This window comes from Methylorubrum rhodesianum (genome assembly GCF_014199985.1).
GTDB classification, from domain to species: Bacteria; Pseudomonadota; Alphaproteobacteria; order Rhizobiales; family Beijerinckiaceae; genus Methylobacterium; species Methylobacterium rhodesianum.
Genome location: NZ_JACHOS010000001.1, coordinates 164,986 through 189,985 on the forward strand (window position 1 = coordinate 164,986; position 25,000 = coordinate 189,985).

At 68.7% G+C, this 25,000-nt stretch carries 22 protein-coding genes; 12 read left to right on the forward strand and 10 right to left on the reverse strand.

Going from position 1 to position 25,000, the window contains the following annotated elements; translation table 11 throughout:
• Positions 1-13: 13 nt before the first annotated feature.
• From HNR01_RS00770 to HNR01_RS00800, 7 genes are all read right to left on the reverse strand, one after another.
• The gene (locus HNR01_RS00770; protein ID WP_017482738.1) at positions 14-796 is read right to left on the reverse strand and encodes a glycosyltransferase family 2 protein; all 783 of its coding nucleotides are present in this window, start codon (positions 794-796) and stop codon (positions 14-16) included.
• A 60-nt stretch (positions 797-856) separates the two neighbouring features.
• Entirely contained in the window at positions 857-2,395 is a 1,539-nt protein-coding gene (locus HNR01_RS00775) for an acetate--CoA ligase (RefSeq protein WP_183666027.1), read from the reverse strand.
• 71 nt (positions 2,396-2,466) lie between these two features.
• A complete protein-coding gene (locus HNR01_RS00780) occupies positions 2,467-2,988 on the reverse strand; it encodes a GNAT family N-acetyltransferase (RefSeq protein WP_183666029.1) in 522 nt (173 codons plus the stop codon).
• Positions 2,989-3,059: 71 nt separating this feature from the next.
• Positions 3,060-4,163: a microcin C ABC transporter permease YejB gene (locus tag HNR01_RS00785; RefSeq protein ID WP_183666031.1), complete on the reverse strand. Its 1,104-nt coding sequence runs from the start codon at positions 4,161-4,163 to the stop codon at positions 3,060-3,062.
• A 9-nt stretch (positions 4,164-4,172) separates the two neighbouring features.
• A complete protein-coding gene (locus tag HNR01_RS00790) occupies positions 4,173-6,035 on the reverse strand; it encodes an extracellular solute-binding protein (protein WP_183666034.1) in 1,863 nt (620 codons plus the stop codon).
• Positions 6,032-7,945 (reverse strand): extracellular solute-binding protein, encoded by a 1,914-nt coding sequence (locus HNR01_RS00795; RefSeq protein WP_183666036.1) that lies wholly within the window; start codon positions 7,943-7,945, stop codon positions 6,032-6,034. Before HNR01_RS00795 ends, HNR01_RS00790 begins: the two co-directional genes overlap by 4 nt.
• Positions 7,946-8,118: 173 nt before the next feature.
• Positions 8,119-9,030: a c-type cytochrome gene (locus HNR01_RS00800; RefSeq protein ID WP_183666038.1), complete on the reverse strand. Its 912-nt coding sequence runs from the start codon at positions 9,028-9,030 to the stop codon at positions 8,119-8,121.
• Positions 9,031-9,326: 296 nt separating this feature from the next.
• Here HNR01_RS00800 and HNR01_RS00805 point away from each other — a divergent pair, with 296 nt between their 5' ends.
• The gene (locus HNR01_RS00805) at positions 9,327-10,070 is read left to right on the forward strand and encodes a 3-deoxy-manno-octulosonate cytidylyltransferase (protein WP_017482745.1); all 744 of its coding nucleotides are present in this window, start codon (positions 9,327-9,329) and stop codon (positions 10,068-10,070) included.
• Positions 10,071-10,084: 14 nt separating this feature from the next.
• Entirely contained in the window at positions 10,085-10,942 is an 858-nt protein-coding gene (locus HNR01_RS00810; protein WP_017482746.1) for a prephenate dehydratase, read from the forward strand.
• Positions 10,943-11,014: 72 nt separating this feature from the next.
• Here HNR01_RS00810 and grpE read toward each other — a convergent pair whose 3' ends face one another.
• On the reverse strand, positions 11,015-11,623 hold the full coding sequence (gene grpE / locus HNR01_RS00815) for a nucleotide exchange factor GrpE (protein WP_153875340.1): 609 nt from the start codon (positions 11,621-11,623) through the stop codon (positions 11,015-11,017).
• A 92-nt stretch (positions 11,624-11,715) separates the two neighbouring features.
• Positions 11,716-14,538 carry a [protein-PII] uridylyltransferase gene (locus tag HNR01_RS00820; protein ID WP_255538576.1) on the reverse strand — a complete coding sequence of 941 codons (2,823 nt, stop codon included), beginning with the start codon at positions 14,536-14,538 and terminating at the stop codon, positions 11,716-11,718.
• Positions 14,539-14,662: 124 nt separating this feature from the next.
• Here HNR01_RS00820 and HNR01_RS00825 point away from each other — a divergent pair, with 124 nt between their 5' ends.
• From HNR01_RS00825 to HNR01_RS00865, 9 genes are all read left to right on the forward strand, one after another.
• Positions 14,663-15,637: an aliphatic sulfonate ABC transporter substrate-binding protein gene (locus tag HNR01_RS00825; protein WP_183666040.1), complete on the forward strand. Its 975-nt coding sequence runs from the start codon at positions 14,663-14,665 to the stop codon at positions 15,635-15,637.
• An 8-nt stretch (positions 15,638-15,645) separates the two neighbouring features.
• Entirely contained in the window at positions 15,646-16,278 is a 633-nt protein-coding gene (locus tag HNR01_RS00830) for a LysE family translocator (protein WP_183666042.1), read from the forward strand.
• A gap of 60 nt (positions 16,279-16,338) precedes the next feature.
• Complete coding sequence (locus tag HNR01_RS00835; RefSeq protein WP_183666044.1) at positions 16,339-17,178, forward strand: ABC transporter permease; 840 nt, start codon at positions 16,339-16,341, stop codon at positions 17,176-17,178.
• 46 nt (positions 17,179-17,224) lie between these two features.
• Positions 17,225-17,524, forward strand: a complete 300-nt coding sequence (locus HNR01_RS00840; protein ID WP_153875345.1) for a nucleotidyltransferase family protein — start codon at positions 17,225-17,227, stop codon at positions 17,522-17,524.
• The gene (locus tag HNR01_RS00845; RefSeq protein WP_153875346.1) at positions 17,524-17,874 is read left to right on the forward strand and encodes a HepT-like ribonuclease domain-containing protein; all 351 of its coding nucleotides are present in this window, start codon (positions 17,524-17,526) and stop codon (positions 17,872-17,874) included. Before HNR01_RS00840 ends, HNR01_RS00845 begins: the two co-directional genes overlap by 1 nt.
• A gap of 28 nt (positions 17,875-17,902) precedes the next feature.
• Positions 17,903-18,682 (forward strand): ABC transporter ATP-binding protein, encoded by a 780-nt coding sequence (locus HNR01_RS00850; RefSeq protein WP_183666046.1) that lies wholly within the window; start codon positions 17,903-17,905, stop codon positions 18,680-18,682.
• Positions 18,683-18,754: 72 nt separating this feature from the next.
• A complete protein-coding gene (locus HNR01_RS00855) occupies positions 18,755-19,264 on the forward strand; it encodes an OsmC family protein (RefSeq protein ID WP_183666048.1) in 510 nt (169 codons plus the stop codon).
• Positions 19,265-19,290: 26 nt separating this feature from the next.
• Positions 19,291-19,980 (forward strand): response regulator transcription factor, encoded by a 690-nt coding sequence (locus HNR01_RS00860; RefSeq protein WP_183666049.1) that lies wholly within the window; start codon positions 19,291-19,293, stop codon positions 19,978-19,980.
• 5 nt (positions 19,981-19,985) lie between these two features.
• On the forward strand, positions 19,986-21,413 hold the full coding sequence (locus HNR01_RS00865; RefSeq protein WP_183666051.1) for a sensor histidine kinase: 1,428 nt from the start codon (positions 19,986-19,988) through the stop codon (positions 21,411-21,413).
• 89 nt (positions 21,414-21,502) lie between these two features.
• Here HNR01_RS00865 and HNR01_RS00870 read toward each other — a convergent pair whose 3' ends face one another.
• On the reverse strand, positions 21,503-21,718 hold the full coding sequence (locus tag HNR01_RS00870; RefSeq protein ID WP_017482756.1) for a hypothetical protein: 216 nt from the start codon (positions 21,716-21,718) through the stop codon (positions 21,503-21,505).
• A 324-nt stretch (positions 21,719-22,042) separates the two neighbouring features.
• On the opposite strand from HNR01_RS00870, the gene HNR01_RS00875 reads away from it, so the two are divergent.
• Complete coding sequence (locus tag HNR01_RS00875; RefSeq protein ID WP_183666053.1) at positions 22,043-25,000, forward strand: bifunctional [glutamine synthetase] adenylyltransferase/[glutamine synthetase]-adenylyl-L-tyrosine phosphorylase; 2,958 nt, start codon at positions 22,043-22,045, stop codon at positions 24,998-25,000.

The window sequence follows — 25,000 nt, forward strand, 5'->3', positions numbered from 1 at the left end:
CCGGGGCGGCGGGTCAACCCGGTCGGCGCGGGGTTGTGACGCGGCGCTCATAATGCTTGGCCACACGCAGATGGCGCGAGATCGCGTAGTTCATCGCCGTGAGGAACCCGTAGGCGCCACGGACGAAGTGGCGGCGGCCAAGATAGGCCTTCAGGAAATTGCCCGGCAACTCCACGTAGAGCCGCCAGGCCGGGATGGTGATCCCGCGCGCGTCGAGGTCGTCGGCCTGCTGGTCCGAATATCGGTTGAGTTTGTCGAGCTGGTCGCCGAGTGAGCGCACCGAGAAGTGGTGGATGCGTCCCTTGATCCGACCGACGCTCACGCCCGGCCCCAGCACCACCCGATCATGCACCGGCGAGGTCGAGTAGGTGCTCAAGTCTCGACGATAAAGCCGAACCGGGGTCAGGACATAGGCCCACGGGTGAGGACGCGTTTCGCCCGGGAAGATCTCGGCGATGGCGATGCTCCACGCGGCGTGCGTCGGCTCGCCCCCGGCGAAGACCGCGCGGATCCGCTCGGCGAGGTCGGGGGGCACCACCTCGTCGGCGTCCAGGTTGAACACCCAATCGTGGCGGCACTGGCCCTCGGCGAAGCGCTTCTGCCGGCCGTAGCCCGGCCAGTCGTTGTGGATCACCCGGGCGCCGAGCGAGGCCGCGAGCGCCTGCGTCCCGTCGGTCGAGCCGGAATCGACCACGACGATGTCGTCGGCGAGCTCGCGCACCGCCGCGATGGTGGCACCGATGCGGTCGGCCTCGTTCTTGACGATGATGAAAACGGAAATCGGAAGCGGGGCCATGGATCTCGATACGCGCGCCGCCCTCGCTCTACCGGCCGGATTCCCCGCGAACAAGCACGGTCACCCGGCGGCCTCCGCGAGGCGTTTGCGCTGAACCTTGCCGTTGGCGGTGCGCGGCAGCGCGTCGAGGAAGCGAATGGCACGGGGCGCCTTGTAGGCGGCCAAGCGTTCGCCGCACCACGCCGTCAGGGCCTCCTCGTCGGGCTCGACGCCGGAGCGGAGAACCACGAAGGCGGCGATTACCCGTAGATCGGCGCGCACGGCCAATTCCGCCACGCCGACTTCTGCCACGTCGGGATGACCGGCCAGCACACCTTCCACCTCGACCGGCGAGACGCGGTAGCCCATGGCGTTCATCAGGTCGTCGTTGCGGCCGTGGAACCAGAGGTAGCCGTCCGCGTCGAAACTCGCGAGGTCGCCACCGGCGAACCAGGGGCCGCGCATTACCGCCGCCTCCTCGTCCGGCCGCTGCCAGTAGCCGAGCATCAGGCCGGGATCGGTGCGGTGGATCGCCAGCAAGCCGGTCTCGCCGGCCGGAAGCGGCTCGAACGGTCCCTCCACGGGCAGGATCGCGACCCGGCGGCCCGGCTGCGGCCGGCCGGGCGAGCCGGGGCGGACGGGGATGGTCGGGCCGCTCGACACGTAGGTCGAGATCTCACTCATGCCGAGCGCCTCGTAGAGCGGTTTGCCCGTCGCCCGCGTCCAGGCCTCGAGGAGATCGGACGACAGCGCCTCGCCCGCGGTGACGCCGTGGCGCAGGCGCGAGAGGTCGTGCTCGCCAAGGTCGGCGTATTTGAGGATCTGGCGATAGACGCTCGGCACCGCCGCAAAGATCGTCGCGCCCTGCTCGGCGATCAGGCGCGGCCACACCCCGCGGTCGCGCGGGCCGTTGTAGAGCACCGTCGTCGCGCCGCAGGCCCAGGGGTCGGTAATGCCCACGCCCAGCGTATAGGTCCAATTCATGGTGCCGGCATGCAGCATCACGTCGGACTCGTTCAGCCCGAGCCAGTGCGCGTGCATCGGCCGGCGGCCCCAGACGGCGCGGTGAGCATGGAGCACGCCCTTGGGACGGCTCGTGGTGCCGGAGGTGTAGACGAGCGTCGCCGGATCGTCGGCAGCGGTGTCGGCATAATCGGCGAGCGGCTCACCCGCCTTCATCTGCGCGATCTTGCGCGAATCGAGCCGGATGTAGCCGGCAGGAGCACCCGCGTCGGACTCGGCGAGTCCGTCTCCGGTCACCACGGCGGCGACGCCGGCATTTTCCATGAGGAAGGCGGCTTCGGAGGTCGTCAATTGCGGCGAGGAGGGGAGGGCGACGAGGCCTGCGGCCAGCGCGCCGAAATAGACCAGCACATAGTCGGGCTCGTTGCCCATGCGGATCATCACGCGGTCGCCGGGCTTGAGACCGAGGTCGAGCAGGCCTGCCGCGATGCCGCGCACCGCGCGCTCGGCCTCGGCATAGGTGAAGCGGCTGACGGCGCCCCCCTCGCCGACCATGATCAGCGCGGTCTTGTCGCCCCGCAGCCGAGCATTCTCCGCAAGGCAGTGGCGGGCCGCGTTGAAACGGGGCGGGGGCTGGCGGTCGTCGGACGTCGGCACGGCGGGCGCTTCCGGTGATCTTCGTGGTTGCCCCGGTGTCCGATCCCCGATCCCGGCGGTCAAGCGGCGCCTTATCCCGGCGTGCCGTGGGGATGGCGCGGCGGGCGGATCGTCCCGAACAGGCCGGTGCTCGCACCATCCTTGAGTTCCAGCCATAGGAAACGCGCCGGATCGACCGGGCCGGGCAGCGTGAGCCGTCCGGCGGGCACGGGGCGGAAGCCGAAGCGGCTGTAATAGGGCGCGTCGCCGACGAGAACGACGAGGCCGTGTCCGGCGGCCCGGGCCGCGTCGAGGCTCGCCCGCATCAGGCTCGTGCCGATGCCGCGGTCGGAGAAGCTCGGATCGACGGTGAGGGGCCCGAGCACCAGGAGTGGTCCACCCTCGGCCTCGGCCGGGCCGATCCGGACCGAGCCGACGAGGTAGGTGCCCACGAGCGCGGTCAGGCAGAGGTTGGGCAGGGGCACGGTGCCCTCGCGCAGGCGGTAGGCGGTGCGGGCAAAGCGGCCGGGACCGAAGGCGCGGGCGTGCAGCCGCTCGATGGCCGGGGCGTCGTCCGGATGCTCGGGACGGATGACAAGGGGGAGGGCGGTCACGGGCGGGGCGTCCGGCGGCGGTTTCGCGCCGATAGCAGCCGGGCACGCAGCCGGCAAACCGGCGGCGGGTGTCAGGCGCCTCGGGCGGAGAAATCGATGCGCGGATCGATCCAGGTATAGGTCAGATCCGACAGAAGATTCACCGCAAGACCGAGCAGCGAGAAGATGTAGAGCGTGGCGAACACCACCGGATAGTCGCGGCCGACGATCGAGTTGAAGGACAGGAGCCCGAGGCCGTCGAGGGAGAAGATCGTCTCGATCAGAAGCGAGCCGGTGAAGAAAGCCGTGATGAAGGCGCCGGGGAAGCCGGCGATCACGATCAGCATCGCGTTGCGGAAGACGTGCCCGTAGAGCACGCGCCGCTCGGTGAGACCCTTCATGCGGGCGGTGACGACGTATTGCTTGCGGATCTCGTCGAGGAAGGAGTTCTTGGTCAGCAACGTCGAGGTGGCGAAGGCCCCGAGCACGAGGGCGGAGAGCGGCAGCACCAGGTGCCACGCATAGTCCACGGCCTTGCCCCAGAGGCTCAGCGTCTCGAAGTTCTCGGAAGTCAGCCCGCGCAAGGGGAAGATCTGCAGGAAGGAGCCGCCGGCGAACAGGATGACGAGGAGGATGCCGAAGAGGAAGCTCGGGATCGCGTAGCCGACGATGACGACGGCGGAGGTCCAGACGTCGAAGCGCGAGCCGTCGGCGACCGCCTTGCGGATGCCGAGCGGGATCGAGATCGCGTAGGAGATCAGCGTCATCCACAGGCCGAGCGAGATCGAGACCGGGAGCTTCTCCTTGATCAGCTCCAGCACCGTGACGTCGCGGAAGTAGCTCCGGCCGAAATCGAAGCGGAGATAGTCCCACAGCATCTTGCCGAAGCGCTCGTAGGCGGGCTTGTCGAAGCCGAACTGCGCTTCGAGCTTCTTGATGAAGGCCGGGTCGAGCCCCTGCGCACCGCGGTACTTCGACGTCTCGCTGCCGCCCCCACCGCGGGCCGCACCGCCGCCGAGATCACCCTGGCCGCCGGTGATGCGCGAGAGCGAGCCTTCCTGCTGCCCCTGCAGCTGGGCCAGCACCCGCTCCACCGGGCCGCCCGGGGCGAACTGGATGATGGCGAAGGTGATGAGCATGATCCCGAAGATCGTCGGAATCATCAGCGCGATGCGGCGCAGGATGTAGGCCAGCATGGATGCTCCTCAGCCCCGACCGATGCGGCGCGCCTTCGCCTCGTCGTACCACCACAGCGCCGGCACGCCGAGCCCGTAGGTCGGCAGCTTCGCCGGTCGGCCGAACATGTCCCACAGGGCGAGGCGGTACTCGGGCGAGTACCACATCGGGATCCAGTAGCGGCCGGCCCGCAGCACCCGATCGAGGGCGCGGCAGGCTACCGTGAGGCTCGCGCGCGAATCCGCGTTGGCGATGCGGTCGAGCAGGGTGTCGATCACCGGATCGCTGATGCCGGCGAGATTGTTGGAGCCGGGGACCGCCGCCGCCCGCGAACCGTAGGCCTCGCGCAGCTCCGGTCCCGGCGTCGCGTCGCCCGAAGAGGCGCGGGAGACGATGTCGAAGTCGAAGTCGCGCACCCGCGCCTGAAACTGCGCGGCATCCACCGCCCGCTGGCGCGCCTTGATGCCGATGAGGCCCAGATTTCGGATGAACGGCTGGACGATCGGCTCCCAGACGGAGTCGGAGTCGAGAAATTCGAACTCGATCGGCTTGCCGCCCGGCAGGCGAAGGGTGCCGCCTTCGCGGGTGCAGCCGGCCTCCTTGAGCAGGGCCACCGCGCGGGCGAGCAGCGCCCGGTCCTGGCCGGTTCCATCCGACACCGGCGGCGTCCAGGCCTCGCCGAAGACTTCGGCCGGCACTTGACCGTTGAAGGGTTCGAGCAGGGCTAGTTCCTCGGCCGACGGCTTGCCCGTCGCCATCAGGTCGGTCTTCTGGAAGAACGAGACGGTGCGCTCGTAGGCGCCGAACATCGCCGTGCGGTTGGTCCAGGAGAAGTCGAAGCAGAGGCCGATCGCCTCGCGCACGCGGGGATCCTTGAACACTTCGCGACGGGTGTTGAAGAACCAACCCTGGATGGCTGCGGGCGAGGTGTCGGGCAGGGTCTCGCGCTTGACGCGGCCCTCGCGCACGGCGGGGAAATCGTAGCCCGTCGCCCAGATCCGCGAGGTGAATTCCTGGCGGTAGGTGTAGGCGCCGCCCTTGAACGCCTCGAAGGCGACCTGTCGATCGCGGAAGTACTCGTAGCGGAGCTGATCGAAATTGTTCTGCCCGACCATCACCGGCAGGTCTGCCGCCCAGTAGTCGTTCACCCGCTCCAGTTCGATGAAGCGCCCGATATCGATCCGCCCGACCTGATAGGGGCCGGACCCGAGCAGGGGCGTGAGGGTCTGGGCCTCGAAGTCGCGCCCCTCGAAGAATTTCGCCGAGAAGATCGGCAGCCCGGCGACGATCAGCGGCAGGTCGCGGCTGCGGCCGGGGGCGAAGCGGACGATCAGGGTCCCGTTGCCCTCCGCCGTTGCCTCGGCGACATCGCGGATCACCTGCGAGATCGTCGGATGCCCCTTCTCCTTGAGGATGGTGAGGGAGAAGGCCGCGTCCCGCGCGGTCAGGGGCGAGCCGTCGTGGAAGCGCGCCTGAGGACGCAGGGCGAAGCGATAGGTCAGGCCGTCGGCGCTGATCTCGACCGAGCGGGCGACGAGCCCGTAGAGCGCGTCCGGCTCGTCGAGCGCGCGCACCATCAGGCTGTCGAAGGTAAGATTGATCCCGGCCGCGCCGTTCCCGCGGAAGACGTAGGGGTTGAGCGTGTCGAAGGTGTCGAACGCCTGACTGCCGAAGGTCTGGACGATCTGCGTCGAGAAGCGGCCGCCGCGCGGGGCCATTGGGTTCACGTAATCGAAGTTCGTGAAATCGCGTGCGTATTTCAGCTCGCCGAAGCTCGATAGCCCGTGGGCGGCGCGGGTACCTTCGGCGCGGGCCGGGCGGGGCAGGGCGCTCGCGAGGGCGAGCGCGCCCGTACCGAGGACGACGTCCCGGCGGGTCGCGCCGCCACTCACCGCGGCGCCCCCGTCTTGGCGGCGAGCGTCTCGTCGTACCACCACGTCGTCGGGAAGCCCGAGGCACCGTATTTCGGGAGCACCGCCGGGCGGCCGAAGCGATTCCAGCGCAGGGTGCGCGTGACCGCCGAGGACCATTGCGGCACCACGAAGTTGTGGGCCAGGAGCGCCCTGTCGAGGGCGTGGGTCGTAGCAACCAGCGTCTCGCGGTCCTGGGCGAAGATCAGCTTCTCGATCAGCGCGTCGATGCCCGCATCCTTGATGCCGGCGATGTTGCGCGAGCCCGGCTTGTCGGCGGCGGCAGAGCCCCAGTACTCGCGCTGCTCGTTGCCCGGCGAAAGCGATTCCGGCCAGTTCGAGGTCGTGATGTCGAAATCGAAGCTGCGCAGGCGGTTCTGGTACTGTGCCTGGTCGATCACGCGGATCGAGCTCTCGATGCCGATCAGCTTGAGCTGTGCGGCGTAGGGCAGGATCACCCGCTCGAACACGTTCTGAAATTCGAGAAACTCGACGGTCAGCGGCTCGCCGGTGGCCTTGGCGACCATCTTGCCGCCCTTCAGCTCGTAACCGGCCTCGCGCAGGAGCCCGACCGCCTTGCGCAGGTTGGCGCGCACCGCCTCCGGCGTATCGTTGACGGGGTTGGCGTAGGTCTCGGTGAAGACGCGCTCGGGAAGCTTGTCCCGCACGCTTTCCAGGATCACCTTCTCGAGCCCGTCCGGCAGGCCGGACGAGGCGAGCTCCGAGCCGTAGAAATAGGAGTCGATCCGGCTGTAGAGCCCGTAGAAGAGCTGCCGGTTCATCTCCTCGAAGTTCAGGGCGAGATTGAAGGCGCGGCGCACGCGCTCATCCTTGAACTTGTCCCGGCGCAGGTTGAACACGAAGGCCTGCATGATGCCGGTGCCCCGGCCCGGAAACTCCTCCTTGATCAGTCGTCCTTCCTTCACGGCGGGGAAGTCGTCGTAGGCGGTCGCCCAGTTGCGGGCGATGTTCTCGGTGCGGAAGTCGTAGAGGTCGCCCTTCAGCGCCTCCAGCAGAACCGATCCGTCGCGGAAATACTCGAAGCGGATCGTGCCGAAATTGTTGCGGCCGCGGTTCACCGGCAGGTCCTTGCCCCAGTAATCGGCCACGCGCTCGTACACGGCCGAGCGGCCGGCATCGATCCTGGCGAGCCGATAGGGGCCGGATCCGAGCGGGATCTCCAGGGTCGTCTCGGTGGCGTTGCGCGGCTTGCCGTTCTTGTCCGTGCCGGTCCACCAGTGCTTGGGCAGCACCTGCATCTGACCGAGCACCTGCGGCAACTCGCGGTTGCCGGCTTCGCCGAAACGGAACACGACCTCGCGCTCGGCCCCCGGCTCGGCCTTGACCACGGTGTGGTAGTAGGCAGCGTAGAACGGGCTGTTGGCCTTCAGCGTGTCGAAGGACCAGATCACGTCCTCGACGGTGACGGGCTTGCCGTCGTGCCAGCGCGTGTCCTTGCGCAGGCGGTAAGTGACCGACCTGCCGTCCTCGGCGATCCGCACGCCTTCGGCCAGAAGGCCGTAGGAGGAGAACGGTTCGTCGCCGGAATCCTCCATCAGCGTGTCGTAGATCTGGGTGATCCCGCCTTCGAGGTCTCCCTTGAGACCGTTGACGATCATGTTGAGGTTGTCGAAGCCCCCCTGGGCGCCGAGCCGCACCAGGCCGCCGACCGGCGCCTTCGGATCGGCGTAGTCGAAGTGCTGGAAGTCCGGGCCGTATTTCGGTTCGCCGAGCAGGGTCAGCGCATGGCGCCAGGTGCCGGGAGCTTCCTGTGCCGAGACCTTCGAGGCGGATTCGGCGGGCTCCTGGGCTAAGGCGGGGCCGCGCAGCCCCAGGAGAACGAGCGCTCCGGCGAGGAAGCTGCGGCGAGCGATCACGGCGTTGTCTGTCACGTTGGCGCGGTCTCCCGGTCCCGTGAGAGGGCAGTCGGGCGCCGTTCTAGGACGGGCCCGGGTCCGGCGCCAACCCGCCGCGAGCGCGCAGGGGCGTCGCGGGCCGCCACGATACGAGAAAGGCCGGGCTTCTGGGCCCGGCCTTTCTCGAGTTCCGTCGCGTGTGCTCGACCTTACGGCTTCGGCGCCTCGGGATCGGCCTTGGCCGGCGCCTCGGTCGCCGGCGTGCTCTCAGAGCCGGGGGTCGCCTTGGTCGGGATGTCGCCCGAGGGCTTGGCCTCCGGCGCCTGCGTCGGGGCAACCTCGTTGCGCTGCGGCTGCGTCTGCGGCGCCGGGACCGGGCGGGCAGTGTCCTTGCTGTCGCCGGACTGGGTGTCGCCCTTCGGCGCGTTGGTCTCGGGCGCCTTCTCCTTGTTGCCGGTCGCGCTCTCGACCGACCTCTCCTCGGCCTTGCCGGAGGCCTTGCTCTTGTCCTCGGGCTTAGCCTCCGCAGGCTTGGCAGCCTCGGCCTTCTTTTCGCCCTCCGGCGAGGCCTCGGCCTTCTTCTCGGCGGCCGGCAGCGGCTTCGGGCTGTCGGAGAGGGTGCGCAGATAGGCGATGACGTTGGCACGCTCGGTCGGCGAGCCGATGCCGGCGAACGCCATCTTGGTGCCCTTCACGTAGCCCTTCGGGTTCTCGAGGAAGTGGTCGAGATCCTCGTAGGTCCAGGTGCCGCCCTTCTCCTTCAGGCCGGCGGAGTAGTCGAAGCCTGCGGCATGCGCCTTCTCGCGCTCGACGATGTCCCAGAGGTCGGGGCCGACCTTGTTCGGGCCACCCTTCTCGAAGCTGTGGCAAGCCTGGCAGGCCTTGGTGCCGCCCTTGCCCTTGTCGGCGTCGGCGCTGGCGAGCCGCACGGCGACCGGCTCGGCCTTCGGCGCCTCGGCCGCTGCCCCGCCACTCTTCGGCTCAGGCTCGGGCAGAGGGTAGCCGGCATTTCCGGCGGGCTTCGGGTGATAGATCAGCTCCGCCACGAAGCCCGACCCGACCGCGAACAGGAGGGCACCCAGGACAGCGCCCGCAACCTTGTTCAGCTCGAAGGAATCCATGCTCGACAGCTCCGGCGCACGGGATCAGGACCCGGCGGATGAGGGCCCGACGGGCAGACGCCGGACTTTGGAGGATTTCAAGGGTGATTAGCCGCTCGGGGCCGATCTTGACAATGGGCCACGCGCGCTGCGCGCTGTCGCATACCATTATTGTTCATGGTCGACGTGCGGGCAGGCGCCGCCCGTTGCAGCCCTGCCTCACCTCCGGGGCGCCGGGACCGGTCATGACAAGCCGGACGGCCGCTGCTAGAGCCGCCGCTGCCTCTGACCGATCCCGCATCGTACCGCCCTAGGCCATGTCCGACCCCCTCATCCTGATTCCGGCCCGTCTCGCCGCGACCCGGCTGCCGTCGAAGCCGCTCGCGGAGATCGCCGGCGAGCCGATGATCGTGCATGTCTGGCGCCGCGCCGTGGAGGCCGGAATCGGCCCCGTCGTGGTCGCGACCGACACCGACGCGATCGCCGACGCAATCGAGGCGCAGGGCGGTCTGGCGGTGATGACCCGGGCGGATCACCCTTCCGGATCCGATCGTCTGGCGGAGGCGCTGGAGATCGTCGATCCGGACGGCCACCACGATGTCGTGGTCAACGTGCAGGGCGACCTGCCGACCATCGACCCGGCGATCATCGCCGCGGCGGTGACGCCGCTCGCAGACCCGCACGTCGATATCGCGACCCTCTGTGCGGTGATCCACCGCGCGGAGGAGATGGACGATCCGAACGTGGTCAAGATCATCGGCCACACGGTGGGACCGAACCGTTTGCGGGCGCTCGCCTTCACCCGCGCGCGCGCGCCGTGGGGCGACGGCCCGCTGTTCCATCATATCGGCCTCTACGCCTATCGCCGGAAAGCGCTGGCCCGCTTCGTCGCCCTGCCGCAGGGCGAATTGGAGCGTCGCGAGAAGCTGGAACAGCTGCGCGCGCTCGAAGCCGGCATGCGCATCGACGCGATGATCGTCGAGGACCTGCCGCTCGGCGTCGACACCCCCGCCGATCTGGAGCGCGCCCGCACGCTGCTCGCCGTCCGCCGCCTCAACTGAACCCACGAATCACAATGACCGATCGCACCATTGCCTATCAGGGCGAGCCCGGGGCCAACTCGCACATCATCTGCTCGCAGGCCTATCCCGGCTGGACCGCGCTGCCCTGCGCCACCTTCGAGGATGCCTTCGCCGCGGTGAACGAAGGGAAGGCGGCTCTGGCGATGATCCCGATCGAGAACTCGATCGCCGGCCGGGTCGCCGACATCCACCACCTGATCCCGACCTCGCGGCTGCACATCATCGCCGAGCACTTCCTGCCGATCCACTTCCAGCTCATGGTTCTGCCGGGCGTGGCGGTGGAGGGGCTGACCAGCGTTCACAGTCACGTCCACGCGCTGGGCCAGTGCCGCCGGATCATCCGGCGCCTCGGCCTCAAGGCGGTGGTGGCCGGCGACACCGCCGGGGCTGCCCGCGAGGTGGCCGAGGCGCAGGATCCGACCCGCGCAGCGCTCGCTCCGGCCATGGCAGCGGAGGTCTACGGCCTCGATATCCTCGAGCGCGATGTCGAGGACGAAGCGCACAACACCACCCGCTTCGTGGTGTTCTCGCCCGAGCCCGCCGAGATCGAGCCCGGCAACGGCGCGACGGTCACGAGCTTCATCTTCCGGGTCCGCAACATCCCGGCCGCGCTCTACAAGGCGCTCGGCGGATTCGCCACCAACGGCGTCAACATGTCGAAGCTCGAGAGTTACATGGTCGAGGGGCAGTTCACCGCGACCCAGTTCTACGCCGAGGTCGACGGTCACCCGGAGGATGACGGCCTGCGCCGGGCTCTGGACGAATTGCGCTACTTCTCGAAGGAGCTGCGCATCATCGGCACCTACCCGGCGCACCCGTTCCGCGAGACCACGCGGCAGGCCGCGGAGTAGCAGGACGCGCTCACGATAAAGGCCGGCGCGCAGGCGGGCCGGCCTTTCTCGCTCTCGACGATCGGCGGAAGATTACGCGGCGTCGGCGGGCTTGTCCTTGCTCGCCTCGGGCTTCGGGCCGCCCTTGGAGACGCCGACCAGGGCAGGGCGCAGCGTCCGATCGCCGATGACGTAGCCGGTCTGCACCACCTGAACGACGGTGCCGTTCGGAACCTCGGTGTTCGGGATCTCGAACATCGCCTGATGCCGGTTCGGGTCGAAGCGCTGACCCTGCGGATCGACCACCTTCACGCCGTGGCGCTCCAGGGTCTTGGCGAGATCCCGCTCAGTCAGCTCGATGCCCTCGATCAGGCCCTTGAAGGCACCCTCGGCGCCCGAGCGCGCCTCGGCGGGCACGCTGTCGAGGGCGCGGCGGATGTTGTCGGCGGCGTTGAGCATGTCGCGGGCGAAGTTCGTCACCGCATAGGCGCGGGCATCCGCGACCTCGCGCTCGGTGCGGCGGCGAAGGTTCTCCATCTCGGCAAGCGTCCGCAGCAGACGGTCCTTGAACTCGTCCCGCTCGGCGATCGCGGCCGCGAGGCCCTCGGCATCCGCGCCCGCATTCGAAGCGGCGGATTGCGGCGGAACCTCCGCCTCCGCGCCGTCATGCCGCTCCTGCTTCTCCATATCGTCAGCCATCATTGTGCGATCGATCAGGTCTCGAAGAGTTCCGGGATGCGGCTGATATCATTCGGCCAAACCTCGAAATCAAGCGACGGCGACGCCATCACCGCCTACAACTCCCGCGGCGGCGGCGAATCGACCAGTGCATCAAGGCCTTCGGCGCGCAAGGCGGCCACGTCGCTGGCGAACACTTCCATCACCGCGGCGCGGATCATCGCGAGCCGGTCGGGCTGCATCACCCGGGTGCCGGTGAGATCGGTCACGTAGAACACGTCCACCGCCCGCTCGCCGAAGGTCGCCACATGCGCCGAGGTGATGTTGAGGCTCAGGCGGTTCAACGCCGTCGTCAGTTCGTAGAGCAGGCCCGGCCGGTCGAGGCCGGTGATCTCGACCACGGTCTCGCGGCTCGACAGGGCATTGTCGATCGAGACGTCCGGCGGCACCAGGAAGGTCTTGGGCGGCTGCTTCGGGTGCTTGTCGGCGACGAGTTCGGCGATCTTGATCTCGCCCTTGAGCGCCCGCTCGATCGCGGTAGCGATGCGGCCCGCCCGGCGCAGCTCGTCCTCGTCCCGCTCGAAGGCGCGGGAAATGAAGATCGAATCGAGGGCGAAGCCGTCGGTCGTGGTGAAGATCTGCGCATCGACGATGTTGCCGCCGGTGGTCGCGCAGGCGCCGGTGATGATGGCGAGCAGGCGCGGATGGTCGGGCGAGTAGACCGTCAGTTCGGTGACGCCGCGGACGGGATCGGTCTCGTAGGTCGTGGCGCTGGTGCGGCCCTCCTCCATCACCGTTCGGAGGAAGCGGGCATTCTTGTAGTGGCGCGTGCTGTCGACTTTCAGCCAGTAGGCTTGGTTGTGGCGCGCCGCGTAGGCGTCGAACACCTCCGAATTCCAGTCGGAGAGCTGCTCACGCAGAGCCATCTGGATCAGCCGCACCCGGTCGGTACGGGCGATCTCCGAATGGCCGCCGGAGAGCACGACCTCGGTCTCGTCGTAGAGGGTGCGCAGCAGCGTGCCCTTCCAGGCCGTCCACACGCCGGGGCCGACCGCCTTGATATCGGCGACGGTGAGGATCGCGAGCAGCTTCAGCCGCTCCAGGCTCTGCACCTCGCTGGCGAATTTCTCGATGGTTCTGTGGTCGGAGAGGTCGCGGCTCTGCGCCGTCATCGACATGAGCAGGTGATGCTCGACCAGCCAGGACACCGTCTCGGTCTCCGCCTGGCTGAGGCCGAAGCGCGGTCCGAGCTTGCGGGCGATGGCCGCGCCGGCGATCGAGTGATCCTCCGGACGACCCTTCGCAATGTCGTGCAGCAGGATCGCGACGTAGAGGGCGCGGCGGTTGTGGATCGTGTCGATGAGGCGCGTCGCCAGGGGATGCTCCTCGCGCACACGGCCGGAATCGATCGCGGCGAGCACGCCGATCGAGCGCAGAAGATGCTCGTCCACCGTGTAGTGGTGGTACATGTTGAACTGCATCATCGCGACGATGCGCCCGAATTCGGGGATGAACCGGCCGAGCACGCCGGCCTCGTTCATTGATCGCAGGATCGTCTCGGGCGCGTTCTTGGAGATGAGGATGTCGAGGAACAGGCGGTTGGCTTCCGCGTCCACACGCACCGCGTGGGTGATCAGGCGGAGCGAGCGGTTGGCCAGCCGTGCCGCGTCGGGGTGGATCGGTAGGTTGTGGCGGTCGGCCAGCCAGAACAGGCGGATCAGGTTGACCGGATCACGCTCGAACGCGTCCTCGCCGCGGATGTTGACCCGGCCGTTGTCGATCCAAAAATCCTCGGCCTCGATCGAGGTCGCGCGGAAGCGGTCGCGGAAGCGGCCGATCCAGCGGTCGAGCACCGGCGTGCGCTTGGCGTGGCGCGCTTCGAGCTCGGCGCAGACGATGGCGGTCAGGTCGCCGACATCCTTGGCGATGAGGAAGTAGGCCTTCATGAAGCGCTCGACGCCCGAGAGGCCGCCGCGGGCGCCGAAGCCGAGGCGCTCGGCGATCTTGGGCTGAAGCCCGAACGACAGCCGCTCCTCCGCGCGCCCGGTCACGAAGTGGATGTGGCAGCGTACCCGCCACAGGAACTCCTCACAGCGCTCGAACAGCTTGTACTCGTCCGACGTAAACAGCCCGGCATGGACCAGCTCGACCGGATCTCGCACCCGGTAGGTGTACTTGGCGATCCAGAACAGCGTGTTGAGGTCGCGGAGTCCCCCCTTGCCGTCCTTGACATTGGGCTCGACGAGGTAGCGCGATGCGCCCGCCTTAGCGACGCGGGTGTCGCGCTCGCGCAGCTTCGCATCGACGAATTCCGAGGCCGAGCCAATCACCAGCTCGGAATCGAATCGCGTGACCATCTCCTCGAACAGCGTGCGCGAGCCGAACAGGTAGCGGGATTCGAGCAGGGCGGTCCGGATCGTCATATCGGCGCGACCCTCGCGCAGACATTCGTCGACCGAGCGCGTCGCGTGGCCGACCTTCAACTTCAGATCCCACAGGACGTAGAGCATCGCCTCGACGACGCTCTCGGACCACGCAGTCTGCTTGTAGGGCAGCAGGAACAGCAGATCGATGTCCGAGCCCGGCGCCATCGTCCCGCGCCCGTAGCCGCCGGTCGCGACGATCGCCAATTGCTCGCCCGTGGACGGGTTGTCGTTCGGATAGAGGCGCCAGACCACGGCATCGTAGATCGCACGCACTACCGCGTCGGTGAGGCGGCACAGCCGCTGCGCGCAGGCGATGCCGTCCCGCTCCTTTAACAGCAGCCGCTCGGCCTCCCGGTGCCCGGCCTCGATCACCTTGCGCAGCTCGGGCACCAGAAGCCCGCGCAGCTTGGTGGGTTCGCGCGCCTCGCGGTCGAGGGAGGCGACGACTTTTTCGAGGACGGGAACGGGGTCGAACATGGCCGTTCCGTTAGCATGTAAAGCGGGCTGCGGCATCGGCCGGCTGCAGGCGACTCAACTGTTCTATTCGGCGAATTTTTTGTTTGACGAAACGAACGTGACTGTTTTAGCCATCGGATGGATCCAGGCACCAAGCCGGACCGACGAGGGAGACAGCCAGATGATCCGACGCCGCCACGTCCTGTCCGCTTTCGTCGGATTCCTCGGGCTCCTCGCGGCCGGCTCGGACTTGCGCGCCGCCGACGTCTCGGAGATCCGGCTCGATTGGGCGACGTACAACCCGGTCAGCCTCGTGCTGAAGGAGAAGGGTTTTCTGGAAGAGGCGCTGAAGGCCCGCGGCATCAAGGTGCGCTGGGTTCAGTCGCTCGGCTCCAACAAGGCGCTCGAATTCCTCAACGGCAGCGCCATCGATTTCGGCTCCTCCGCCGGCGCAGCGGCGCTTCTGGCGCGCATCAACGGCAATCCGGTCAAGGTCGTCTACGCCTATTCCCGGCCGGAATGGACCGCGCTGGTCACGCGCAAGGAGACCGGGATCACGAAGCCCGCCGACCTCAAAGGCAAGCGCATCGCGGTCACCCGCGGCACCGATCCGCACATCTTCCTGATCCGCGCGCTTCAGAGCGCCGGGCTGACCGAGAAGGACGCCAAGCTTGTTCTGCTCCAGCACGCCGACGGACGCACGGCGCTCGACCGCGGCGACGTCGATGCCTGGGCCGGCCTCGATCCGATGATGGCCGCCGCGGAGATCGAGAGCGACGACGTGCTGTTCTTCCGCGATGCCGCCGCGAACACCTGGGGCGTGCTCGACGTGCGCGAAGACTTCGCCAAGGCGCATCCCGACCTCGTGAAGGTCGTGATCGCGGCCTACGAGCAGGCCCGCGCCTACGCGCTGGCCAACCCGGAGGCGTTGAAGAGCGCGCTCGTCGCCGCCACCAAGCTGCCCGAGGCGGTGATCGCCAAGCAGATCGAGCGCACCGATCTGAGCCAGCCTAATATCGGCCCGGCCCAGGCCGAGAGCATCCGCGCCGCCGGCCTCGCGCTGCAGCAGGCGGGGGTGATCCCCGCCTCGACCGACGTGGCGGCGGCGGTGGAGGGTCTCATCGACCCGCAATTCAACCCGGCCCCCGCGCGCTGAGACCGCCGATGCCGGACGCCGCGCACCTCGCCGCCTTTGCCCTCGTCTCCCTCGGGATGGTGCTGACGCCGGGCCCGAACATGGCCTACCTCGTCTCGCGCACGGTCGCCCAGGGACGGGCGGCCGGGCTGGTATCGCTGACGGGCGTGGCGGCGGGCTTCCTCGTCTACCTGCTCTGCGCGGCCTTCGGCATCACCGCCCTCCTCGTGGCGGTGCCCTTCGCCTACGACGCCCTGCGATTTGCGGGCGCCGCTTATCTCCTCTTCTTGGCATGGCAGGCGCTGAGGCCGAACGGGCACTCGCCCTTCGATACGCGCCCGCTGCCGCCCGACGCGCCCGGGCGGCTCTTCGCTATGGGCTTCCTGACGAACCTGCTGAATCCGAAGATCGCGGTCATGTACCTCTCGCTGCTGCCGCACTTCATCGAGCCGGCGGCGGGCGGGGTACTCACGCAATCCCTCGCGCTCGGTCTCGTCCAGATCGCGGTGAGCCTGGTGGTGAATGCGGGGATCGTCCTGGCGGCCGGGTCCGTTGCCGCCTCCCTGAAGGGAAAGCCCCTCTGGCTGCGAGCGCAAAGGTGGTTCATGGGAACGGTGCTGGCGGGGCTCGCACTTCGCGCGGCGACCGACGCGCGGCGCTGAACCGCCGGTCCGGCAGGGGATGTTCGAGAACACGATGCAGATCCGGCGCGACACCTCCGCATGAGCCTCACCACCGTCCTCTCCGACGACGCCGGGGCGAAGGCCGCTCCCGCGCGTCGGTTCACCGCTCTCGGCAGCTCCGCGCGGCTGGCGCTCGGCCTGCTGCTCCCGCTCGTCCTGGCGCTCGGCTGGGAGATCGCGGTCGCGACGGGTCTCGCCTCCGGCCGCCTGCTGCCGCCGCCGAGCCGGATCGGCGCCGCGCTCTGGACGCTCGCGGCCTCGGGCGAGCTCTGGACCCATGTCGAGGCGACCCTGATCCGCGTCGGCCTCGGCTTCGCCTTCGGGGCGAGCGCCGGCATCCTCGCGGGGACGCTCACCGCGACGCTGCCGCCCTTGCGCTGGCTGGTCGATCCGAGCCTGCAGGCCCTGCGCGCCGTGCCGTCATTGGCCTGGGTGCCGCTCTTCATCCTCTGGTTCGGCATTCTCGAGACGCCCAAGGTGGCCCTGATCGCCGTCGGCGTATTCTTCCCCGTCTATGTCGGCGTGGCCGGCGCCATCGCTTCGGTCGATCGCAAGCTGGTGGAGGTGGGCCGCATCTTCCGCCTCTCGAAGCTCGCGCTCGCCCGGCGCATCCTTCTGCCCGCCGTGCTGCCCGCGACGCTGACCTCGCTCCGCACCGGCCTCGGCCTCGGCTTCCTGTTCGTGGTCGCCGCCGAGCTGATGGGCGCCTCCGAAGGGCTCGGCTACCTGCTCCTCGATGGTCAGCAATTCAGCAAGCCCGATCAGATCCTGGCGGCGATCATCAGTTTCGCCGTCGTCGGCAAGGCGGCCGATGCCGTGCTCGTTGCGCTGACCACCCCGCTGGTCCGCTGGCAGGACACCGCGCGGGAGACGCTGTGAGGAGGCGACGGATGACGGGCGGGACCGCCTTCGCTAAGGTGCCGGTATGACCCGAGACGAGGTAATCCGCCGGCTGCGCTGCGTAGAGGACGATCTCCGCGCGCACGGCGTCTCGGCCCTGTTCCTGTTCGGATCGCGCGCTCGGGATGAGGCGAGGCCGGATTCCGATCTCGATGTCTTCGTCGATCCTGCGGACGAGGGCAGTTTTGGGCTCGCGGCCTTCGACGAAACCTACGCTCTGGTCGAGCGCGCCTTCCCCGACATTCCTGTCGGATACTCGACGCGTGACGGATTGGTCCCGGTTTTCCGCGAGTACATCGAGCGCGAGGCCATCCGGGTTTTCTGATGGAATCCGCAAAGCTGCCCGAAGTCAGGCTTCGGCACATTCTTGAACAGATCGACGGCATCCTCGCGGCGACGCACGGCCGGACTTTCGAGGAGATTCAGGGCAACTTCCTCTACGAACGCGCCGTCGAACGCGCCGTCCAGATCATCTCGGAGGCGGCCAAGGAGCTGCCGCCCGAACTTCGACAGCGGCACGCGGACGTTCACTGGCACCCGATCATTCGGATCGGTAACCTCCTGCGGCACGAGTATTACCGCATCCGGGCACGCGACATGTGGGAGATCGCCTCGGTGCATCTGCCGGTACTTCGTCCGGCGATCATGCGCATGCTCGCCGAATTCGACGCTTGATCCCTTCGGTGCGATTCCTGCCGCGACTATGCTGAGCATCCAGAGCCTCTCCAAGACCTATGCCGACGGCACCCGTGCGCTCGACGGAATCGATCTGGACGTGCCGAACGCCGAGATCGTCGCGCTGATCGGCGGCTCGGGCTGCGGGAAGACCACCCTGCTTCGCCTCATCGCCGGCCTCGACCGACCGAGCACCGGGCGCATCGCGCTCGACGGCGAGCCGATCACCGGGCCGCATTCCGGTGTCGGCTTGGTGTTTCAGGAGCCGCGCCTGCTGCCCTGGCTCAGCGTCGCCGACAATGTCGGCTTCGGCATCGACCATCTGCCGAAGCGCGAGCGGGACGACCGTGTCACCCACGCCCTGGAGCGCGTCGGCCTCTCCGAGCATGCCGGGCGTTGGCCCCGTGAACTCTCGGGCGGTCAGCAGCAGCGTGTGTCGATCGCCCGCGCCTTCGTGGCCAATCCGCGGGTGCTGCTCCTTGACGAGCCGTTCTCGGCACTCGACGCCTTCACCCGCAAGGATCTCCACCGCCATCTCCTGGCGCTGTGGGAGGAGGTGCGGCCGACCGTGCTGATCGTGACTCACGACGTGGCCGAGGCGGTGGCGCTCGCCGATCGTGCCATCGTCATGCGTCCGCGTCCCGGCCGCCTCGACGACACCGTCGTCCTGCCGATGCGCCGGCCGCGCGACCCGGCGGCGCCGACGAGCGAGGCGGCCACGCGCACGATCCTGTCGGCCCTCGATCACTCGCTGCGCCCGCGCGACGGCTCCCGTCCCCCGCAAGTCGCGGGCGGCAGCTCGTTCTGAGGTGTCGCGCCCGCGCGAAAACCGCTAAGCCCGACGCGCCAAGAAGACCCGCCGAAAAACCGGAGGAAATCCATGGACGCCAACGCCCTGCGCGCTCTCCAGGCCCCGCTCAAGAACAAGTACCGCGAGACCCCGGATTCCGCCGTCGTCACCCTCAAGGCGAAGGGCTCGCTCGACGACACCAGCATCGCCTGCAAGGTCGAGACCGGCCGCGCCTTGGCGGTCGCCGGCCTGCACCCCGCCACCGGCGGCTCGGGCGCCGAACTCTGCTCCGGCGACATGCTGCTCGAAGCCCTCGTCGCCTGCGCCGGCGTGACGGTGAAGGCGGTGGCGACCGCTCTCGAAATCCCACTTAAGGCCGGCACGGTCAGCGCCGAGGGCGATCTCGACTTCCGCGGCACGCTCGGCGTCGACAAGGAGGCGCCGGTGGGCTTTCGCGCGATCCGTCTGAAGTTCGACCTCGACACCGACGCGCCGCAGGAGAAGCTCGACCAGCTTCTGAAGCTCACCGAGCGCTACTGCGTCGTGTTCCAGACCCTGAACCACAAGCCGGAATTGTCGGTGAACGCCTCGCGCTCCTGAGCCGCGAAGCTTATCTAACGGGCGTCATGCGCCTGCTCATCATCGAGGACGATCGCGAGGCCGCTGCCTATCTGGTCAAGGCGTTCCGGGAAGTCGGACACACCGTGGACCATGCCGGCGACGGCCTCGACGGTTACGCGCTCGCCCGCGAGGGCGATTACGACGTGCTGATCGTCGATCGCATGCTGCCGAAGCTCGACGGGCTGTCGCTCGTGCGCGCCCTCCGTGAGCAGGAGATCGCCACACCGGTCCTGATCCTCTCGGCACTCGGCCAAGTGGACGACCGGGTGAAGGGATTGCGCGCGGGCGGCGACGACTACCTGCCCAAGCCCTATGCTTTCTCCGAGTTGCTCGCCCGGACCGAGGTGCTGGCCCGCCGCCGCACCGCCGCGACCGGCTCGAGCGAGGCCACGGCCTATCGCGTCGGCGATCTCGAACTCGACCGGCTCTCGCACCGGGTGACGCGGGCGGGGCGCGAGATCGTGCTGCAGCCGCGCGAATTCCGGCTGCTCGAATACCTCATGCGCCACGCCGGACAGGTCGTGACCCGCACGATGCTGCTGGAGAATGTCTGGGACTACCACTTCGACCCCCAGACCAACGTCATCGACGTTCACGTCTCGCGTCTCCGCTCGAAGATCGATCGCGGCTTCGAGCACCCGATGATCCACACGGTCCGCGGCGCAGGCTACGTCATCCGGCCGGACGAGACGTAGCGCCCGTGAGCCCCGCCCTATCGCAGCCGCCGGATGGGCCCCTCGCGCGTCTCGGTAAGATCTTCCGCACGACGGCCTTCAGGTTGTCGCTCGCCTATCTCGTGCTGTTCGCAGTGCTGGCCTCGCTCGGGCTCGGTTACGTCGCCTGGAACGCCCGGCGGGTGCTCGACGACCAGATCGTCTCGACCATCGATGCCGAAATCAACGGCCTGTCGGAGCAGTACGCGGCGGGCGGCCTGCGCCGCCTCATCGCCGTGGTGGAGCGGCGCGCCAAGGAGCCGGGCGCCTCGCTCTACCTCGTTACCACACCGGCCGGCGAGCACATCGTCGGCAATGTCAGCCGCGTCTCGCCCGACATCCTCGCCCGGCCCGGGCAGTACGAGGGCTATTACGGACGCGGTTCCGAGGCGGACCAGGGCGAGCACCGCGCGATCATGCGCGTCTTCAATCTCGCCGGCGGTTTCCGCTTACTCGTCGGCCGCGACACCGAGGAGAGGGACCGCCTGCGCGCGGCGATCGGGAACACCTTCGGATCGTCGGTGGCGCTGGTCGTCGTGCTCGGCGTGCTCGGCGGATGGTTCGTGGCGAGCCGCGTGCTGAAGCGCGTCGACGACATGACCGAGACGACCCGCACCATCATGGCGGGGGATCTCGACGGTCGTCTGCGGGTCGCCGGCACCGGGGACGAGCTCGACCGACTCGCCCAGAACCTCAACCTGATGCTGGAGCGCATCGGCGAGCTGATGCGCGGCATGAAGGAAGTCTCCGACAATATCGCGCACGATCTCAAGACGCCGCTCACGCGCCTGCGCAACCGTGTCGACGAAGCCCTTCGCACCGCCGAAACGCCGGACGCTCTGCGTACGGCGATGGAAGGCGTGATTGAGGACAGCGATGGGCTGATCCGGGTGTTCAACGCGCTGCTCACCATCGCGCGCCTGGAGGCGGGCAATGCCCCGGAGAGCGTCCGCCGCTTCGATGCAGGGGCGGTGGCGCGGGAGGTGGCCGAGCTCTACGAGCCCCTGGCCGAGGACAAGGGCCTGAGGCTCACCGTCGAGACCGAGCCGGATCTGATCCTCGACGGCAACCGCGAGCTGGTCGGCCAAGCCATCGCCAATCTCATCGACAACGCCATCAAGTATGGCGCGCGATCGTCCGAGGCTGGCCCGCAGCCGATCGCCGTCCGGGCCGCGCGCGCCGATGGCGTCGTCCGGCTCACCGTGGCGGATCGCGGCCCCGGCATCCCGCAAGGGGAGCGCGGACGGGTACTCGATCGCTTCGTACGTCTCGACGCCGCCCGTTCACGCCCCGGCTTCGGCCTGGGCCTCAGCCTCGTCAATGCCGTCGCGCGGCTTCATAGCGGCCGGCTCGATCTCGCGGACAACGGTCCGGGACTCGCGGTGACGCTGAGCCTGCCGACCGGCGCGCCCTAGCGTCTGCCACGAAACATCCGCCGCGCCGTCCTTTGCCGGGTGAAAGCGGTCGGAAATCGGGCGCCTGTCGAGGCACCTCCGGGAAAGACTCAGTTCAGGAAGTTGCGCACGCCGTCCGGGTCGGCGAGCGTCATCTGCGGACTTCCGGGCAGAGCGAAGACGACGAGCAAGACCGCGAGCGTGATGGTAGCCAGTCCCAGCACCGCCCCGAGCCGTTGCGGATCGAACCGGCGGCTCGCGATCAGCGCGCAACCGAGTGTGAAGACCGCGGCCTCGGTGAAGGGAACCAGGGTGGGGCTGCTCATCGATTCGCTTTCATCATCGGAGGACCTATCGTCCGCCGGAGGTCTTACGAAAAAAACACGGCTCCCCGGCACGCCGGGGATCAACCAACGAGCGGCAAGACGGCTCCGCACTCATTCGCTCCACGATCGCCTCACGGCAGTCTGATCGGACGATCGAAACTTTCCCTCACCGCCGGGCATCTCGCCCGACGGGTACGACTCGGTGGCGCACGCCCTTCGTCGCGGGCTGCGGCAAACCCCTTGGCAGAATCCGATTTGCGCGTTTGATGGGCATCGTAACAGCTCGACGGCGATGCGGCCGCTCCGAATCGAAGAAGGGACGGCATGGGCAGGCGAAACGACGGGCAGACTGCCCGCGGCGATGGCACGGCTCCCCTGATCGCGCGACTGGGACACCCGCCGCCACTCTCGAACCCTGAGGCAGCGTGGGCGCGCGTCGATGAGATCGCCGACGCACTTCCCTCCGTCCTGCGCGAGGGAGCGGCCCGCAATCTCCTCGCGGCGCTGGCCGACCACTCGACCTTCCTCTGGTCCCTGGCCTCGCGCGATCCCGCTCGCCTCGCCCGACTCTTCGAAGAGGCACCGGAGGCCGCCGATGCCCGTATCGTCGCCGCCCAGCGTGCCGCCGGTCGACCGGGGGAGGACTCGGCACCCGATCTCGATGCGGTCGGACGGACCCTGCGGCGGAACCGGGCCGAGCACGCGCTCCTTGTGGCGTTGGCCGATATCGGCGGGATCTGGCCACTGGAGGGTGTGACCGCCGCGCTCTCGGACTTCGCCGACGCCTCGGTCGCGGCCGCCGTCGACGCGATGCTGCTTCAGGCCGCCGCCTCCGGCCGCTTCCTGCCGAAGGATCGATCTGCGCCGCAGGCCGGCTCGGGCCTCGTCGTGCTTGGGTTGGGTAAGCTCGGTGGGCGCGAGCTGAACTATTCAAGCGACATCGACCTGATCGTCTTTTTCGATCCCGGGGCCACACCCCTGAAGGAGGGACTCGAGCCGACGCCGTTCTTCACGAGGCTGGCTCAGGGCGTCGCCAAGCTGCTGCAGGAGCGCACCCGCGACGGCTACGTTCACCGCGTCGATTACCGCTTGCGTCCCGATCCCGGCTCGACGCCCACCGCCATGAGCCTCGCCTCGGCCTACGTCTACTACGAGACGACGGGCCAGAATTGGGAGCGAGCGGCCTTCATCAAGGCCCGCCCTATCGCCGGGGATATCCCCGCGGGCGAGCGGTTCCTCGCCGACCTGACGCCCTTTATCTGGCGCAAGTATTTCGACTTTGCCGCAATCGCCGACGTCCATGCCATGAAGCGGCAGATCCACGCCGTGCGCGGGCACGAGGCGCTGGCGGTCGCCGGCCACGATATCAAGCTCGGTCGCGGCGGCATTCGCGAGATCGAGTTCTTCGTCCAGACGCAGCAACTCGTCTTCGGCGGCCGGCGCCCAATGCTGCGCGGGCGTTCCACCGTGCCGATGCTGGCAAGCCTGCATGAGGACGGCTGGATCTCGGCGGAGGCGCGGGACGAGCTCTCCCAAGCCTACGCGTTCCTGCGCACGGTCGAGCACCGCCTGCAGATGGTGCGCGACGAGCAGACCCAGCGCCTGCCGACCGACCGCATCGAGCTCGAAAACTTCGCGCGCTTCGCCGGATATCCCGATCTCGCCGGCTTCGAGGCGGCCCTGCTGGCCCATGCCCGCCGGGTGCAGGCGCACTACGCCCTGTTGTTCGAGGCGGGGCCCGATCTCTCGTCGGAGGTGGGTGATCTCGTCTTCAGTGGTGCCGCCGACGATCCGGCGACGCTGGCAACCCTGCGCAGCCTCGGCTTCCGGGATCCCGAGCGGGTGACCGACACCGTGCGCGGCTGGCATTTCGGCCGCCGCGCGGCGGTGCGCAGCCCGCGCGCCCGCGAGGTGCTGACCGAGTTGGTCCCCGCCCTGCTCAAGGCGCTCGCCGGAACGCCGGACCCCGACGCGGCGCTCGCCAACCTCGACCGCGCCTTCGGCCGCATGCCGGCGGCGGTCGAGCTTCTGACCATCCTGCGCGAGCACGAGCGCCTGCGGCTGCTCTTCGCCGATCTGCTCGGCAGCGCTCCGCGCCTGGCCGGCACCGTCGCCTTCTCGCCGCACGTGCTCGACGCGGTGATCGACCCCGACTTCGTCGATCCGACCGTCGATACGGCGGCCATCGCGGCGCATTACCGAGCCCTGCTCGGCCGGCCCGACAGCCATGAGGTGTTCCTGGACCGCAGCCGGGACGCGGCCCGGCAGCTCCGCTTCCTCACCGGCGCACGGATGCTTTCCGGCATCCTGACCCCGCAGGCAGCGGGCTGCGCCTTCTCGGCCATCGCGGACGCCGCTGTCGCGTCCGCCCTGGAGGCCGTGTCGGCGACGTTCTTTGCCGATCATGGCCCGGTCCCGAGAGGGCGCATGGTCGTGCTCGGCTATGGCCGGCTCGGCTCGCGTCAGCTGACGGCGGAATCCGATCTCGATCTCGTCGTGCTCTACGATTTCGATCCCGAGAACCGCACCAGCACCGGCCCGAAGCCGCTCGACGCGGCGGTGGCCTATAATCGGCTGACGCAGCGCCTCGTGGCGGCACTCACCGCCCCGACTCGACGCGGACTGCTCTACGAGGTGGATCTGCGCCTTCGGCCCGGCGGCGGCCAGGGCGCAACCGCCGCGCAATTCCGCAGCTTCCGCGCCTATCAGCGGGAAGAGGCCGAACTCTGGGAGCACATGGCGCTGACCCGCGCCCGCGTCATCGCCGGCGACGAGAGCCTCGCCGGGGAGGCACAATCCGTGATCCGCGAGGCGCTGAGGCAGGCCCGCGAGCCGGAGGCGGTCAATCGCTCGGTTCGGGCCATGCGTGCCACGGTCGAGGAGGAGAAGGGCGATCACGGTCCCCTCGACCTCAAGCTCAGCCCCGGCGGCCTGCTCGATCTCGACTTCCTCGCCCAGGCCCTGGTGCTCGGCCATGCCGACGCCCATCCCGAACTGATCGGTCTCGATGCGCCCGAGGTGTTTTCGCGGGCGGCGAAGGGAGGCCTCCTCGCGGCCGACGAGGCCGAGCAACTCGGCGGCGCCTATCGGCTCCTCGACGACGTGCACCACTGGCAGCGCCTGATGGTCGAAGGCGATCCGACGCAGGCTTCCGACGTGGCGCTCGCCCGCCTCGCCCGCGCCGTCAATCTGCCCGATGCCCGGGCGCTCGCCGCCCGGCTGGACGAGGAGCGGCGAACGGTGCGTACGCTGTTCGACCGCCGCCTCGGCCAGCCGGGTTGA